Source organism: Methanobacterium petrolearium (assembly GCF_017873625.1).
GTDB lineage: Archaea > Methanobacteriota > Methanobacteria > Methanobacteriales > Methanobacteriaceae > Methanobacterium > Methanobacterium petrolearium.
Genome location: NZ_JAGGKL010000001.1, coordinates 121,566 through 137,348 on the forward strand (window position 1 = coordinate 121,566; position 15,783 = coordinate 137,348).

The window sequence follows — 15,783 nt, forward strand, 5'->3', positions numbered from 1 at the left end:
TTAATAGGTTTTTTCAAGGCGCCGGGTATAAACGGCGATGTGTGTATTCTAATAAAACAATTGAAACATTTTAGTTCTTAGTTAAAGGCAGGTCCATTGCCTTCCACATGGTAATTCCACCTAAAATGTTACAAATATTAACAAATCCCAAATCTCGCATGATTGCCACGGTTTTAACACCCCTTACCCCTGATCCACAGCAAACCAGGTACTTTTTATCCCGGTCTTTATCTTCCAGTTGTTCCTGGAAGTTTTCTGCATAGAAATCCAGGTTAACTGCACCTTCAATATGTCCATCAGAAAATTCCTTAGGAGTTCTAACATCCAGTAACACAAAATCAGGGTCATCAATATTTTCTTCAACAAACTTAAATGCTTCTGTAGGGTTTATATTTCTAATAATTTGATTTATATCATCAGACTCAGACATGTCATTACGCTCCTTATTCATCCCAATAATTTAACCAATTAGGTTTAACTAGTAAAAAGGCTTTTTATTCTCTGCAGCTGCCTCAACAGTGACTTTGATTCTTTTAAGTCTGGTGTTGCGCTTATTGGCTGTGCCGATCCAGTATAATGTTTGTTTTTTATGTGAATCATTGAAAGAATTAAAGTTTTTTGCCACAGTTTTCCTTTTGTTCAAGGCTTTTTTTATATCTTCTGGAACCAACAAGTCTTCAATATCATCCAGAAAATTCCATGACCCGTCCTTTTTTACGCGGTTTTTTGCATTATATCGTTCCAGACTATCCGGTAAGACTTGGCATGATAGTTATTTTATAGTAGGGGATGATGATAATATTTATGAAATTTATCTAAATCATGCAAACTTATGTAGATCCAGGCACCTCATTTCAAGATATGAGAACCGGGATGAATAATCAAGGAGTTTTTATAAATGGAACAAAATACAAAGCCTAAACGCTTTACAGAAGCAATTGGTGAAGATGTTGATTCTGCTTTTACAAAACTGGCATCAGAAATATTAAAAGATGGAACCCTTTCCCTTAAGGAAAAAAGCCTCATTGCCGTAGCCTGTGCCATTGCAGTTAAATGTGACAATTGTACTAAGGTACATCAAAATCAGGCCCTTAAATTAGGAGCAACCCAGGAAGAAATCTTGGAAGCTGCTGCAGTGGCCGGGTTGGTGCGTATGGGTTCTGGGTTTAACACAGCCTACTTACTTTTAGACAATCAACCCCCAAGAAAAAATACTCATTTTAAAAAAATAACCGATGAAAATAAGTATGATGATGAACCTAACTCGGATGAAACTCGGCAGATGCAACCTGACGGATACCTCAACAACCTTTTAGAAAAAAACTCATCCCACAAGATTTCCAAAAAATAAACGGACCTGGGGGGATTTGAACCCCCGACCTTGGGATCCGAAGTCCCACGTCATATTCCAGGCTAGACTACAGGCCCAAAAAAACCCTCTTTAATCACGGGCAAGTGATTAGTTAGGTGCTTTTCATTTATAAAAGTATTCGTTTTAGAAGTTGCCTGCAATTTTGTAGTTGATAGAATTAAAACAATAATAAAAAGGTTTAAAAAAAGAAAATTGTTTTTATTCTGCATTATTTTGTTCGACTATGGCATTGGTATGCAATTCATCCCCCATACCTGCACTGTAAATTATTCCCCTGAATCTACCCCCAATAACAATCAGATATGAGTTTAACAATAAGGAAAGTAGTAAGTATACTGCTAAACCTGAAATCGATCCCATGGATAGTTTTAGGTAGGGGCTGATGGAACTTATAGCCAGAGTTAATATTTCAACTATCAGAGCATATACCAGCAAATATAGTAGGTATTTTGCCCATCCCATATTTTTTATCACGGTAAAAATTCTTTTAAAATCAAAAACCGCTCCAAATCTGTCTTCATAGGCCATGTTTGCCACAGCCGGGACTGATACAATGCTGATCAGGTATCCTACAATAGCAGTTATGGTTAGGAGAGAATAACTGTTCATAATTAAATTAAGCCGGTCCGAAGCAGTAATCACTACTAAAATTCCAATAACGATATACAATGGTATGTTATAAATTATGTTAGCCCCCACATATTTCAGACCATCCTCTATCAAATTACTAGAATCATCAAAATCAGGCAGATCATCAAATCCAAGGATGGTGCTTTTAATAATTCGCAACGAATATCCCAGGGCCATTAAAACAGGTATGACTAGAAAAAACCCCAAATACATGAGAAAAACTTTTAAAAATTTCTTAAAATCCGTAAAAGGATAACACAGTACATCTTTAAACACTTGCCCGATACTCATCATGTAAACTCCCATTATTTTATGAATTTTTATTAAATAATTATGACACCCCAGTATATAAATGATCTAATATTAATTTTCTACCTTGATTCTGGAAAATATTAATACCGATGATTCACAGAAAATAGAGGGATTTATTAGTTTTTAAGGTCCTTGTTAACATAAAAAAGTGAACCACACCTAATTTTAGGTAATTACACTAATATATCCAATTTTACAGCCAGGTATACAGATATACAACTCATTGAGAATTGCTCAAAGTAGTTATCCTGTTGCCTGAATCCCTGTAACTACTCGGGCCTGTGCAGTTTCAATGGTGTAATCTACATAGTCATAATCTGGTTAATCAATTTTTTATCAATTAGATGTAAAAAACCAGCTAAAATACCATCTGAACAAGGAAAAATTCGTAGCATTATTCTGTTTATATTTTTTTAAAAGAAATTGAATAAATGGAGTTATTTAGAATATTAGAAAATAAAAAAAAAATTCTATATTATGCCCGGGAATAGTTATGGAAACAGGGTATGCAAACCATTTTCCCGTTTTCTACCCGGATTCTGTGTTCAGATACTAGTTCACCACATTTAGCACAGCGAACTGACCGGAATATTCTGGCTTCCTCTGGAAATTCCATATCTACCCATTCCACTTCAAAAAGTTCCTGTACTGGAGCTTCTAATATCTTTTCAGTGGTTTTATTTCGTATTTTTTCATATTCTTCCAAGTCTTTTTTGGTGGCAGAGTCAGAAAACGCCTTTTTACGGGCTTCAGCAAATTCAGGATCCCTTTCATCTGAACTGCTCTTCAAAGATATGCGCAGTGCTTTTCCTGTGTCACGGTTCAGGAAGGTGTAAACATGTTTACCATGGTCTTTAAATATAAGGTTACCCTTACCCAGGGTGCAACCAGTGACAAACTGGATAGCATCCACACTACAACTGTCATTCTCCACTATGGCCACCATTTCCTCATCTACCGCCCTTGAAAAGAATTCATGAACGGCAATTTCGCTTGCTCGATATCCTATGGCTATTCCTGGACACGAATGACCGTGAAATTTAGTTACTTCTGAAAAATCAGCTATTTGAATCGGTTCTTCCATTATATCATCTCGATACTCTTAATTTTAAATTATTTAATGAAACTATGGCTTCAGCTACTTTATATATTTGACATACAACTATACTGTTAAAAATGGAAAAATGAAAAAAGAATAATTTACTGTAACTAAACATTCCCGTAATTATATGATACTATGGGTTTATTAGTTTAGGAGGCGATTCTGGTTATCAATTTATCCAATTCATCATTGGCAGAGGTTAATTCTAAAGGTTCTCCTCTAAGATTTGTTTGGGCCAAATCAGGTGAATAAGTTAAAACCCCTTTAATCTCCAGGTCCTTTGCTTCCAACATTTCTTCCAAAACCGGCTGAGTTTTCTCATCAACTTTGTTTAAAACGACTCCAAAGTCTTTTCCTGCTTCTTCAGTTAGTTTAGCTGCCTTTTCGGCTAATAATACTGCATCGTTAGATGGGTCCACTACCACCAGAACAGCGTCTGCACCTTCCACTATTCCCCGACCAAAATGTTCTACTCCTGCTTCTGTGTCGATCAAAACCCACTCCCCTTCACCTACCATGAGGTGTTTCAGGAAGTCATGGGCAATGGCACCCATTGGACAGGCACAACCTTCCATGGTATGTTCTATCTTCCCTATTTGCATTAAACCTCCAGATCCATTCCAGTGAACGAATTCTGATGATAAACTATCCAGATCAGAGTCTGTGAAAAATTCAACTTGTTCACTGTTTTTTTCACGGATCATGGACATCAATTTGTCCATTACTAATGGTTTACCACCCAAATAATCCATAAGAGTTTTTGATGCAGGTTCAATACCTAACATCCCCCCTAACCCAAGATTAGACTCGTCTGAATCTACAATAAGTACTTTTCCATGTTTTTTCAGTTGTTGAGCTAGGAGAGTTACCAGAGTACTCTTTCCACTGCCACCCCTACCGCTGATAATAATCTTCGGCAAGTTTAACACTTCCGTGTACAGTTCAGTCCTCGTACATCCCAGCTAGAGGATCTTTACCATTGGGGAACATGGCACCATAGGGTTCGAACCAGTCCATATCTTTCACGGTGCAAAAGTGCATTCCCTGGTTGGATTCTGTCATCATCAGGGGTTGGGCTTTTTTTACATCCCATGAACCGTTTTCGGGGTTGTATATGTCATCACGTATCTCTAAATGCACTACTTTCCCCACTACCAGTGCGTAGGGGAAGTTGTCATATTCTTCAGCCACGATTTTGTGAAGTTTGCATTCCATCCAGGCGTAACATCCGTCCACTCCGGGTGTTTCAATTTTTTGGCTGGGTTTTTCTTCCAATCCTGCTAATTCATATTCATTTACCTCTGGTGGAACGAATTTGGCTGTTGGTATCACTTTATCCACCAGATCTACTCCAGGGAGGCTCACCACGAACTCTTCAGTGGCCTGCATGTTTTCAAAGGTATCCCTCATCACCCCAGCCGTAGCCACACAGATGAGGTCAAATGGACGTAAAATAGGCATTAGACAGGAATAGGGGGCAACATTTCTCACTCCGTCTGGACTGAGTGTGGAAATGAAGGTCACAGGCAGAGGTATTATGGATTCTCTTTTGAAGTTTTTAAGTTGCATTTTAGTTCACCGCTTAAATGAATAGGCAGAACACCCATATAAATCATATAGATTTGATCCTAAGTAATACTATTGGGGTTTGTAGAAGACTAATTTTATTACTCCACACTGCAAAAAAGAAAGGACAAAAACCCTTTTTATAATGTTAACAGCCTTAACTATTAGGTTAGTCCTTTTGAACACTTTTATCTCCAATAACAGGTTCGTTACTATTATTTTCTGTGTTTAATTCTTCACGATAGATTAATCCCATGGATCGGGCTTGGAAAAGAGCTATGAACGAATCAATCAGGAGTGGAACCATGAAAAATCCAACTATGCTACTGATCATTTCAATAAATTGCCCTGCAGATGCAAAAATAGCTGAAACAATCATGGTAGCCAGCCACCAGACAATGAATCTGCCATAACCAATGGCCCTGATCCTTTGCCATATCTTACCCATACTAAATGCAGCTGCTAAACTGTTATGGTAAGCCATATTGGCAATAGCTATCATGTAAAACATGATAAAAGGAATAAATAGGAGCACACCTGTTATTAACCACGGCCAGTTTATCAAACTCAGATCTGCCACATCGTATGCATATAATACCAGATAAAACTGCCCTACTCCTAAAATAAGAATTATTGCAGGTACCAAGTAATACATTATGGTGACTGCGATAACTTTAAGACCATCAATGAACATTGAAAGCCATTCATTGAATTCTGGCATTTCAGAATCTCCCCGGATGGTATTACGTGTCACTCTCAGAGTGTAACCTGCAACAAATATTCCTGGAATGATCACGTAGGCAGTAAACATCAACACCCCCAAAAATCATCCATCTTTTTCTGTTGGTTTTAAAGTGTTCCTGGCTGGAACCCGGGTACTTGTAAGAATCAGATATTATTGACTTTAATTTCATTTTTAAAACCTTTATGTTGATTTATTGACTATAATATGCATAATCTACGCTAATGTCGTCTTATATTATCCTATCTAGGGAATTTCGGTTTCCAGTGGGTTTTCAACCTGAAGTTGAGGATTTTCAACTTCTTCATCCAGGGTTTCTTTGTAAATTAAACCATATGCTCTGGCAGTGAATAGGTTCGAGAAAGGTATAAGTGTAAATGATGCTATAACTGATCCTATTATAGGTATAAGAGATATAAATCCTGCTGCAAATGCCAATAGGACAACGACAATCATCAGTATGATGAATATCAGCACATATTCTAATCTGCCTATTTTTTTTATTTTGCGGTAAATTTCACCTAATCTCAGTCCTGCTGATGTATCACCATAGTAGGCCATGTTGGGTAAAGCCATCATCAGAATTAGATATGCCACAATAAAGAGCAAAAATGCTATCATGAGTACAATCGCTCCTATGACCTTTGCAACAGTCGATCCGGTGAGTATTAGAACCAAACCAAATACCAATACTATTGCAGGGCCAATTCCATAAATAAAACTCACAATGAATACTTTTAATCCGTCAATAAACATTTGAGACCATTTATTCAGTGCCGGAATCTCATCCTCCCTTTTTATAGATCTTCCAATCACTTGGAGTTGGTAGCCCATCATCAAAAAGTAAGCTATTATAACTGGAATTATGAGCAAAAGTGAATACAATAAGACATTTGAATATTTGCTAATAATTTGAACTGGCAGTTCATAAATTAAAACAATTAAACCGAATAGTAAGAATCTTTTCCAATTAGAAAGTGGATATTTAAAAGAATTTACAATGATATCACCCATATCCATCTTAATCAACTCCTTTATGGTTAAACAAATTGAATTATTAATATTTCCAAGTTTGTTCTTACATAATATAAATGTTGTTAGAAAATTGGAAAGTATTAATAACACACTTCGAGTGTTTAACTAGAAGTCATAAAAAGTTAGAATCAGTACTGCAGAAAGCCTGTTGAGAGAGATTTTAACAAAAATGAGTATTTGAAGTTCCAAATAGAATTATAAACATTCATTTTTTATAATTCTGCACTTTAAATCTTCCTGTAACTGATAATATAAATTATAAGGCTCAAACCCAGCACTCCACTGGCTGCAAATCCTAAAAATCCTAAAAGCGGCATGCCCCACACCATGGGCCCCTTGTCAATCTGGATTATCCAGGAAGAACCCAACAGCAGGGCGGCAATTATTATAGCCACCACCAGTTTGTTGCTGGTTCTTTCAATGTCCTCAGAAAGTTCATCAGAATACTTAACCCTTATTTCTCCATTATCGATTTTGGCAACCATTCGATTAATATTGCGGGGCAGGTTTTTTACCAGATGTTCCATCTCAAACATGTTATCTTTGAACAGATCTGCCATGTTTTTGGGACTGAATTTTTTCAGGAGAAGTTTTCGAACCATTGGCTTGAACTGGGCGGTGGCATCGAATTCCCCGTCAAGTGTGTGGGCCACTTCCTCAATTAAGGTTACTGCCCTGGTAATAAGTGTGAATTCTGGTGGGATGCGGGCCTGGTATTTGGTTATGAGGGGTATGGCCAGATCACTCAGTATATTCCCCATGTGCATTTCATTAAGACTCGCCCCATAGTAATGGTCCAAAATATCCATTATATCCCTTTTAAGGGAACTTCTATCCACATAATCATCGATAACATCCATGTAGATCAGCTGGTTGATTATGGCATCCACCTTGTAGTCTATGACCTGGATGAAAAGTTCAGCCAGGTTTTGCATGAAATCCTGATCAATATGACCCATCATCCCAAAATCAATGTAACAGACCACTTTATCCTCTAAAACATACATATTACCAGGATGAGGATCCGCATGGAAAAATCCATCCAACATGATCTGCTGGAAATAGGATTGGGCCACTCTTTTTGCAAGGAGTTTGGTGTCAAACCCTTCCTGATTTTCCATCACCTGACTCATCTTGGTTCCCTGAATAAATTCCATGGTCAAAACCAGGGAAGTGGAATATTCCTGGAATATAATTGGTGCACGGATACCATTATTTCCAGCGAAATTAGCCTGGAAATTTTCCGCGTTCCTGGCTTCCAGAGTATAATCCATCTCTTTACGTATGGATTTTTCAAACTCATCCACAATCTCTGGAAAATTGAACACCCTTAAACTGGAAATTCTATTATTGATTAAATCGGCTAAATGATGCATTATAAGGAGATCTTTTTCTACTGTATCCTGAATACCGGGTCTCTGGACTTTAACCGCCACCAGGGCCCCATCTTTGAGCACCGCACTGTGCACCTGGCCAATGGAAGCAGCCGCTAATTGTTTCTTTCCAAATACCTGGAATACTTCAGATAATGGTTTATCAAATTCATTTTCCACAATCAACTTCACTGTATCAAAATCAAAGGGAAGAGTATCGTCCTGCAGTTTGGTGAACTCAGTTGCCATCTGTTGACCTACCAGATCTGGCCGGGTGCTCATCATCTGCCCCAATTTAATAAAAGTGGGACCTAATTCTTCAAAAACCATTCTAAGCCGTTCGGGAGCTGTGGCATCCAGATCAATACTGGAATCATACTTATATAATAAGTCTCCCCAGCGAGAACCCTTCAACTCCAGTTCACCCACCACGTTATCGAACTGGTACTTCATCAACGCCTGAATGATTTCTTTTAAACGAGGATAATCTACTCCTTTTCTGGAAAATGGCATCATAAATAAACCACCTATTATCTACTTATTATCTTGTGGTTACATCCGTTTATACTTCGCCTCTCACCTTTTGAGAAGGGCAACCAATACATTCATCCATTGGATTTGGAGTGGTCTATTTTCAGAGGATCAGAAATCACTGCCCCCATTAATAAACCCATAGATATGGCAACAAAGGTCAATATCACAAGAAGTAAGTTAGCCATGGATGCAGAATAATTTTGTCCAACAAATGCTGCTAAATTTATAAATCCAAGAGACCCCGGGACTAAAATCCAGAATGCAGGTATTATTGATACAGAATATGGTGTTTTAAGCTTTGATCGCTCCAGATAAGTTCCCACCATAGTCATAATACAGGAACCAACAAATGCTCCAAAAAGACCCCCTAACAGATAATTACCAGTTTGCTGCCCTAAAAACGTTGCAAACAATACTATTAATACTCCAGGCATGTCTTTGTTCCTTATGGACATCAACAAATACAGTCCCATGGTAAAAATCAGGATTCCGATGTAGGGTGCCCACCAACCGAGGGAAACTGCCACATTGGCCACCACATATTTTCCAGATAATCCCACCACCTGCAAACCTAGTATAACCCCAAATAAGAGAAGTAGTAAGATTACAACACCCTGAACCAGGCGGCTGGCACCAGAAATAACGTTATTAGCAGCCAGTTCAAACATTCCTGTGGCTAAGAATGCCCCAGGGATGAAATAAGAAAGTGAAGGCACCAGAATGGTTAAAGAGTTAATTACAATTCCCTGTTTCACACAGAAAAAGAATACCGCGGAAACCAGGAAAGCGGTTAAAACCGGCCGCACCATTTCAAACCGGGGTTTATCCTCAGAATAACCCACAATAACACCCATAACCGCCCCTAGCACCCCGCAAAAGAACAGTTCATTAATTGTTGGTAACAGAAGCAAGCCCAACCCTGTTGAATACAATGCATATCCCACTATGTGTTTGATGTAATTAGCCTGATGTTTAACACCTATTATTTCATTAATACGTTTTATTCCATCTTTTGGAGTTATTTCAGCTTTTTCTGCCTGATATATCAGTTCGTATATTCTTGAAACCTGATCTAATGGAAGAAATCCTGGTTTCTGTCCGGTGACTGTCAGGGCTTTTGATTCACCATCTGCGATCTTGATGAGGATAAATGTTGGAAAATCCACTACTGCTTCTGCTTTAACACCATAAGCCACACATATCTGTTTTATAATTGATTCTATAGTCATCACAGCTATTCCTGCAGAAGTCAAAGCCCGGGCTAGCTCTGTGAGAAATTCCAGAAGGCATGGTGGAAAATCAGGCCCAGTTGAAACATTTGAAGGGTTTACATTTGACAAAGTGTTTTCAGGAATCATGCTACCTCTAAACTTCCATTTTTCCCTTTGCTTATTATCTAATTGATAGTAAAAGGATTATATTTTTTATGGACGATAATATCAGCACTTACAACTAAGGTTGATTATTGATCAAGGTGTAGAAATAGACATAGTGTGTAAATTTTTTAATGATGTGAACAATAGGTAAGTTGTATAAATTACAATTAATCAACAAGAATTAATCACAAAGAAATAATTATTAGGGAGTACTATGCTGGCAAAACGCATCATACCCTGCCTGGACTGCGATCTCAACGTGCCCCACGGCCGGGTGGTTAAAGGAATCGAATTTAAACAGATCCGATACGCTGGAGAACCAGTTGAACTGGCCACTAAATACTATGAAAATGGAGCAGATGAGATAGTCTTTTTGGACATCACCGCCTCCCATGAGCGTCGGGAAACCATGGCCCAGGTGATAGAGGCCACCACCGAGAATGTGTTCGTTCCCATCTGTGTAGGAGGGGGCATCAGGAAGCCCCAGGACTATGTGAACATGCTCAAAGCCGGGGCTGATAAATGTTCCACCAACACCGCAGCCATACACAATCCAGACCTTATCAATGAAGCATCTAAGGTGGTGGGGAGTCAGGCATGTGTTATTGGGATCGATGCCAAACGCCGCTACGTAGATGACCCCAAAGAAAATGATGATCACGTTATTATTGAAACACCAGAGGGTTACTGCTGGTATGACTGTAGCATCTACGGAGGACGGGAATTCACGGGAATAGATGCTGTTAAATGGGCTATGGAGTGCCAGGAGCGTGGTGCTGGTGAAATTCTCCTTACCAGCATGGATAGGGATGGTACCAAGGATGGTTATGATATTCCCCTCAACCGGACCATGAGCCAAATGCTGGATATTCCCATTATTGCCTCAGGTGGTGGTGGTGATCCCGAAGATATTTACCAAGTTTTTGCCAAGGGCGAAGCAGATGCTGCGTTAGCTGCCAGCATCTTCCACTTTGATGAGTACCCCGTGCCTGTGGTGAAGGAGTACTTGAAGGAAAAGGGTGTCATCGTCAGAGTTTAACACACTTGATACAACCCACATTCAAATCCATACCGACACCAGTCATAAATTCACTAACTCACAGATCATACATAACAGGCGAGACCTTTGAAAAAACGAAAACACATCTTCCTGGACGATACTGCCAAAATCAACCGAATGGAAGGGAAAATAAAAAAATACGAACGATACAAGTCCTACCGTGAGAAAACTGCTGAGGAAGATTTCCGTCTGCAGGAAAAACTGGCTATGCTCAGTGTGGTGGCCAGTAACTTTATGATGACCGGTCACAGTCCCACCCTGGTCTTGACCAAGCGTGAAGAGGGTGATGAGGTTATGATGCCGGTGGGTGGTGGTCAGAAGGACCGAGCCCGGGAGATCATCTGCAAGGCTGACTTCCGTAAACTCTACCGAGGAGGTAAGGGCCGCAAAACCGACCCCCTCATGATCATAACCGCCATCTGCATGTACGTCATGAGACAGGACAACCCACGAAGAGGTGACATCCGATATTCCAACGATTTTATTAGGAACGTTGGAGTAACCAAGGACATATATCAGCATATCAGCCAAAAACTTGATGCTCGGCAAAATTCGTGATTTCTGATAAGTCTCTCTATATAGTGATAGCAAAATTGTGGCTTGGTTTATTTTTATTGGTTATGTTTTATTTAGATTAACTATGTTCCATTAAACTTATCGAGTTTAATTAGTTTTACTTTAAAGTATTTGCTCCCTGATAGGTTGCTGTTTATTTAACTGTTTATTTTAAATTCTGAAACCCCATGCTACAGAGCAAATTAATATAAACCATAGATTTTCATTCAGCATCCTTCACAATTTGGGTGTAAATGAAACAAAATTGGGCATAATTATTTTAATACTCTCATTAAAAAAAATGTTTAAAGAACTTTTAATGGAAAATAAAAATAGGAGCTAACAACATGGATATGGAAATTTTCAAAATTAGACCCATAATAATCAGTTTAGGCATTCTACTTGCAACTTATTTCACCTTTTACATTTCAGGAGCGAGTTTAGTATTCCCTTCATTCTTAATAGCAGCGATTGCCGTGGGTTTCATGGTTAATGAAGACATAAAAACATCTACTGTTAATGGGGCAATTTTAGGAGTGATTGGTGGGATAATAATCAATGCATTTTTCATAATTCTGCTGTATGTTCAAGGGTATGGAGCATATATTAGCAGTGGAATTCTAGGATATCTTCTTTTCTTCGTGATTGAAGTAATCATCGCCGCATTCGGAGGAATTTTAGGATTCTATGTGCAAACAGAAACACTGGAAGATGTAGAACCAGAAATATCTGAAGACGCATAATCAGATCCCCCCCTTAAACATCTTTTTTTTATTTCCATTTTCATTGTAGAAAAATTGCCCAACTAACTGATTGTGAAATTCTAAGAATTTTATTAGGAATTTTAAACTAACCAAGGAATTATACCCACACATAAAATGAAAACTTGATGTTCAGGAATATTTTTAGTTTCTGATAGGTATCTCTATATAGTGATAGCAAAATTTTGGATGCAATCTCTATTTTTAATATTATAACATTCAACTTACAAACAACAATAGGCTCAGCCATCTTTGTTTAAAACATTTTAATTTTCTATTAAACCCATAAACAGTGGCAATAGGTGGAAAATTAGGACCATGGTTAGGAAAAAGGCATTGAACACCTTATCCAGCGGGCCAAATACAATTAAATCCTATCTAAAATTTTTATCATTTTGATTACAACATTTTCCATGTCCAGAACAGAAAAATTGACAAAAATTCAACCTACCACTGCCAAAAAGTTTATATATGGGTTAAAAAGATAATTATATCTCACACCAGAGGGACAATTAAATTTCCAGGAGTTCCCTTAATTTGGAGGGTTACAGTTTAAATCCATAGCGATTACTGTAAAAAAAGAAGAATCGAAATATATTAAAACTCATCTTAAAGGAAGCCAACTCCTCCAATCTTCACATTTAAATAAAGGAACTGCTTTTAGTACTAAAGAGAGAGAATTATTCCATCTTATCGGATTATTACCTCATTCTGTGGAGACTCTGGATGAACAATTGCAAAGGGCATATCAACAGTTCTCACTGCAGGCTAATGATCTGCAGAAAAACATCTTCCTGAACAACCTTTACAACACTAATGAAACCCTATTTTTCAGTCTTATCAGGGAACATGTGGATGAGATGATGCCCATCGTTTACACCCCTACTGCTGGGTTGGCTATCCAGCGTTACAGTGACGAATTCCGTAAACCACGGGGAATATATCTGTCTTATCCAGACCGGGAGCATGTGGACGAAATATTGGATAACTGGGATAAAAAAGATGTTGCCCTTATTGTTTTAACCGATTCTGAGCAGATACTGGGAATCGGAGATCAGGGCGCCAATGGAATTGGGATTTCCGTTGCCAAACTGGTAGTTTACACCCTATGTGCTGGTATTAATCCCAGGAGAATGCTCCCGGTTCTGATTGATGTTGGTACCAATAACCCCCGCCTTCTTGAAGATCCTTTCTATTTAGGCTGGCGTCATCCACGTATCAGCCAGGAAAAGTACCATCAATTTGTGGAAACTGTTGTTGAGGCCATAAACCGTAAATTCCCCCATGTTTTCCTCCAATGGGAGGATTTCGGTAAAAATAACGCCCGTTATCATCTTGACCGTTATCAGAATAAAATGTGCACCTTTAATGATGATATACAGGGTACCGGGGCCGTTGCCATGTCCGCCCTCCTGAATGCTTTGAAGTTAACCGGTACCCCCATATTTAATCATCGAATTCTGATATATGGTGCTGGAACCGCTGGTTGCGGTATAGCTGACCAAATATGGGATTGGATGGTGAAAAACGGTCTTAACCACAGGGAAGCATACGATCGTTTCTGGCTTATGGACCGCCAGGGACTTATAACTCAAAGCAGAGATACCATTGATTATTTCAAAGCACCTTATGCCCGCCCTTCCCATGAAACCAGAGATTGGAATCCAGAAGATAAGCCATCAAATCTCCTAGATGTGGTGTGTAATGTTAAACCAACCATTCTCATTGGCACCAGCACAGTATCAGAGGCATTCACCAAGGAAGTGGTTACTGAAATGGCTTCCCATGTGGATCAACCGATAATATTCCCATTATCCAATCCCTTAACCCTGATGGAAGGTAAGCCCTCTGACATAATCCAGTGGACGGATGGAAAAGCACTGGTAGCCACTGGCAGTCCCTTTGAAGATGTGACATTCCAGGGAAAAATTTACCATGTTGCCCAGTGTAACAATGCCCTTATATTCCCTGGTCTGGGTTTGGGCATAATCAGTTGCCAGGCAGAAAGAGTTACCTCAGGCATGATGGATGCTGCCATCCTCGAACTGGCCAGATCTGCCAATATTAAAGATAATATTATCCGTCTGCTCCCAGAAGTCTCTCAACTGCAGGAAGTAAGCAGAAATATTGGAGTGGCAGTGGCCAGACAGGCCATCCTTGAGGGACTGGCAAGAAACAACGTTTATGATGATGTCGATGATCTGGTGGATTCCAACATGTGGGAACCTGCTTATGTGCCCTATAAACTTTTAAAAAATGCCTAAATTCTGAATTTTTTTGGATTAATATAAATGACATTATATAAGTCCTATTATCATAATTATTCTGTGATAGTTATCCATGAAAATTAAAAAAAGTGAGGTTTATAAAACATGTCACTGGTCATCAACACCACCACACCGGAAGGAATTGTATTAGCAGCAGACAGCAGACAGAGTTACCGTAATATGAAGGGCATGGCCCGCATAGGTAGTGAAAACGCCATGAAACTCTTCCAGATCAACCGGAGGATTGGGGTGGGTATCACCGGCCTGGCCTTCCTCCCAGATGGAGGGGTGCAGAGGAATGTCAGCCAGTACATTGAAGAGTTCCGCAGAGGTTCCAAGGTTAAAAATATGGAAGTGAAGGAGGTGGCCAGGAAGCTGCACCATCTTTTCAACGATAAATACCACTGGCAGGAACAGTTAGACCAGATTAAAGTTAACATCCAGAATGACCTGGCTTCTAAGGGTTGCACCATACTGAAAATGGAAATAGACGGCCCAGTTTTAAAATTCACTTTCAAAACACCCCAGGGAACAATTGAAAATGGTATGGCCCGGGCAGACCCCATTGAACTGTTGGTGGCCGGTTACAATCCAGAGGGAAGTTATCAGGTTTACAGTGTGGCCATACCTGGACCCGTGCAGAAGCTCCGGGATAGTGAAAAACCCAACATACAATACGGAAGTTCCTGGATCGGCCAGGGAGATGTGGCAGCCAGGATAGTTTTAGGATTTGATGGACGTATCCAGAATGTGGAATTTGTAAAAGAAGCCATTCAAACCAGGAGTGAACCGGAAATACAGTCCCAACTTAGGGGACTGGAATACGCTATTCAGTGGGGGACCATGACCCTCCAGGATGCCATTGACTTTGCCACCTTGATGATTCAGACCACCAGCGCCATTCAACGTTTCAGTGACGGGATCAACGCTGACCCTGGTGACATGCCTGGTGTGGGTGGACCTATCAATGTGGCGGTGATCACCCCGGATCACGGCTTTGTTTGGGTGAAAAAGAAGAAACTCAGCTTCGGGAACAGTGAAGTGGACCTAGACAGTGAACCAACGATTTAATCCCGCATTTACTTTTTTCCCAGAAAA

The 15,783-nt window shown here is 39.4% G+C and carries 16 protein-coding genes and 1 tRNA gene; 6 read left to right on the plus strand and 11 right to left on the minus strand.

The annotated features are described in order from the left end of the window. Window positions 1-70: 70 nt before the first annotated feature. Window positions 71-430, minus strand: a complete 360-nt coding sequence (locus J2743_RS00575; RefSeq protein ID WP_209624339.1) for a rhodanese-like domain-containing protein — start codon at window positions 428-430, stop codon at window positions 71-73. A 48-nt stretch (window positions 431-478) separates the two neighbouring features. Then, window positions 479-670, minus strand: a complete 192-nt coding sequence (locus tag J2743_RS00580) for a YdeI/OmpD-associated family protein (protein ID WP_209624341.1) — start codon at window positions 668-670, stop codon at window positions 479-481. 228 nt (window positions 671-898) lie between these two features. On the opposite strand from J2743_RS00580, the gene J2743_RS00585 reads away from it, so the two are divergent. Further along, window positions 899-1,351: a carboxymuconolactone decarboxylase family protein gene (locus tag J2743_RS00585; protein WP_209624344.1), complete on the plus strand. Its 453-nt coding sequence runs from the start codon at window positions 899-901 to the stop codon at window positions 1,349-1,351. Between the two features lies 1 nt (window position 1,352). On the opposite strand, the gene J2743_RS00590 is transcribed toward J2743_RS00585, so the two are convergent. The 9 genes from J2743_RS00590 to J2743_RS00630 form a co-directional block, all read right to left on the minus strand. Beyond that, window positions 1,353-1,428, minus strand: a tRNA-Arg gene (locus J2743_RS00590). 142 nt (window positions 1,429-1,570) lie between these two features. Next, a complete protein-coding gene (locus tag J2743_RS00595; protein WP_209624346.1) occupies window positions 1,571-2,293 on the minus strand; it encodes a DUF4013 domain-containing protein in 723 nt (240 codons plus the stop codon). A 496-nt stretch (window positions 2,294-2,789) separates the two neighbouring features. Further along, window positions 2,790-3,398 (minus strand): FmdE family protein, encoded by a 609-nt coding sequence (locus J2743_RS00600; RefSeq protein WP_209624348.1) that lies wholly within the window; start codon window positions 3,396-3,398, stop codon window positions 2,790-2,792. Window positions 3,399-3,565: 167 nt separating this feature from the next. Continuing rightward, entirely contained in the window at window positions 3,566-4,345 is a 780-nt protein-coding gene (locus J2743_RS00605; protein ID WP_209624350.1) for an ATP-binding protein, read from the minus strand. A gap of 13 nt (window positions 4,346-4,358) precedes the next feature. Continuing rightward, on the minus strand, window positions 4,359-4,985 hold the full coding sequence (locus tag J2743_RS00610) for a flavin reductase family protein (RefSeq protein WP_209624352.1): 627 nt from the start codon (window positions 4,983-4,985) through the stop codon (window positions 4,359-4,361). Window positions 4,986-5,151: 166 nt separating this feature from the next. Then, window positions 5,152-5,793: a DUF4013 domain-containing protein gene (locus J2743_RS00615; protein ID WP_209624354.1), complete on the minus strand. Its 642-nt coding sequence runs from the start codon at window positions 5,791-5,793 to the stop codon at window positions 5,152-5,154. A gap of 177 nt (window positions 5,794-5,970) precedes the next feature. After that, window positions 5,971-6,744 carry a DUF4013 domain-containing protein gene (locus tag J2743_RS00620; protein WP_209624356.1) on the minus strand — a complete coding sequence of 258 codons (774 nt, stop codon included), beginning with the start codon at window positions 6,742-6,744 and terminating at the stop codon, window positions 5,971-5,973. Window positions 6,745-6,986: 242 nt separating this feature from the next. Then, window positions 6,987-8,645 carry an ABC1 kinase family protein gene (locus tag J2743_RS00625; protein ID WP_245247892.1) on the minus strand — a complete coding sequence of 553 codons (1,659 nt, stop codon included), beginning with the start codon at window positions 8,643-8,645 and terminating at the stop codon, window positions 6,987-6,989. 92 nt (window positions 8,646-8,737) lie between these two features. Further along, on the minus strand, window positions 8,738-10,024 hold the full coding sequence (locus J2743_RS00630; RefSeq protein ID WP_209624359.1) for a threonine/serine exporter family protein: 1,287 nt from the start codon (window positions 10,022-10,024) through the stop codon (window positions 8,738-8,740). A 232-nt stretch (window positions 10,025-10,256) separates the two neighbouring features. Here J2743_RS00630 and hisF point away from each other — a divergent pair, with 232 nt between their 5' ends. From hisF to J2743_RS00655, 5 genes are all read left to right on the plus strand, one after another. Next, window positions 10,257-11,081 carry an imidazole glycerol phosphate synthase subunit HisF gene (gene hisF / locus J2743_RS00635; RefSeq protein ID WP_209624361.1) on the plus strand — a complete coding sequence of 275 codons (825 nt, stop codon included), beginning with the start codon at window positions 10,257-10,259 and terminating at the stop codon, window positions 11,079-11,081. Between the two features lie 87 nt (window positions 11,082-11,168). Beyond that, on the plus strand, window positions 11,169-11,660 hold the full coding sequence (locus J2743_RS00640; RefSeq protein WP_209624363.1) for a hypothetical protein: 492 nt from the start codon (window positions 11,169-11,171) through the stop codon (window positions 11,658-11,660). A 344-nt stretch (window positions 11,661-12,004) separates the two neighbouring features. Beyond that, window positions 12,005-12,400: a DUF5518 domain-containing protein gene (locus J2743_RS00645; RefSeq protein WP_209624365.1), complete on the plus strand. Its 396-nt coding sequence runs from the start codon at window positions 12,005-12,007 to the stop codon at window positions 12,398-12,400. 584 nt (window positions 12,401-12,984) lie between these two features. After that, complete coding sequence (locus tag J2743_RS00650) at window positions 12,985-14,682, plus strand: NAD-dependent malic enzyme (protein ID WP_209624874.1); 1,698 nt, start codon at window positions 12,985-12,987, stop codon at window positions 14,680-14,682. A 108-nt stretch (window positions 14,683-14,790) separates the two neighbouring features. Continuing rightward, window positions 14,791-15,756, plus strand: a complete 966-nt coding sequence (locus tag J2743_RS00655) for a hypothetical protein (protein WP_209624367.1) — start codon at window positions 14,791-14,793, stop codon at window positions 15,754-15,756. Window positions 15,757-15,783: the final 27 nt, after the last annotated feature.

Excerpts from the sequence above, each read along its gene's own strand:
- J2743_RS00600 (WP_209624348.1), bottom strand. The coding sequence starts at position 3,398 with ATGGAAGAACCGATTCAAATAGCTGATTTTTCAGAAGTAACTAAATTT.
- J2743_RS00610 (WP_209624352.1), bottom strand. The coding sequence starts at position 4,985 with ATGCAACTTAAAAACTTCAAAAGAGAATCCATAATACCTCTGCCTGTG.
- hisF (WP_209624361.1), top strand. The coding sequence starts at position 10,257 with ATGCTGGCAAAACGCATCATACCCTGCCTGGACTGCGATCTCAACGTG.
- J2743_RS00585 (WP_209624344.1), top strand. The coding sequence starts at position 899 with ATGGAACAAAATACAAAGCCTAAACGCTTTACAGAAGCAATTGGTGAA.
- J2743_RS00575 (WP_209624339.1), bottom strand. The coding sequence starts at position 430 with ATGTCTGAGTCTGATGATATAAATCAAATTATTAGAAATATAAACCCT.
- J2743_RS00620 (WP_209624356.1), bottom strand. The coding sequence starts at position 6,744 with ATGGATATGGGTGATATCATTGTAAATTCTTTTAAATATCCACTTTCT.
- J2743_RS00645 (WP_209624365.1), top strand. The coding sequence starts at position 12,005 with ATGGATATGGAAATTTTCAAAATTAGACCCATAATAATCAGTTTAGGC.
- J2743_RS00625 (WP_245247892.1), bottom strand. The coding sequence starts at position 8,645 with ATGCCATTTTCCAGAAAAGGAGTAGATTATCCTCGTTTAAAAGAAATC.
- J2743_RS00595 (WP_209624346.1), bottom strand. The coding sequence starts at position 2,293 with ATGAGTATCGGGCAAGTGTTTAAAGATGTACTGTGTTATCCTTTTACG.
- J2743_RS00655 (WP_209624367.1), top strand. The coding sequence starts at position 14,791 with ATGTCACTGGTCATCAACACCACCACACCGGAAGGAATTGTATTAGCA.
- J2743_RS00630 (WP_209624359.1), bottom strand. The coding sequence starts at position 10,024 with ATGATTCCTGAAAACACTTTGTCAAATGTAAACCCTTCAAATGTTTCA.
- J2743_RS00615 (WP_209624354.1), bottom strand. The coding sequence starts at position 5,793 with ATGTTTACTGCCTACGTGATCATTCCAGGAATATTTGTTGCAGGTTAC.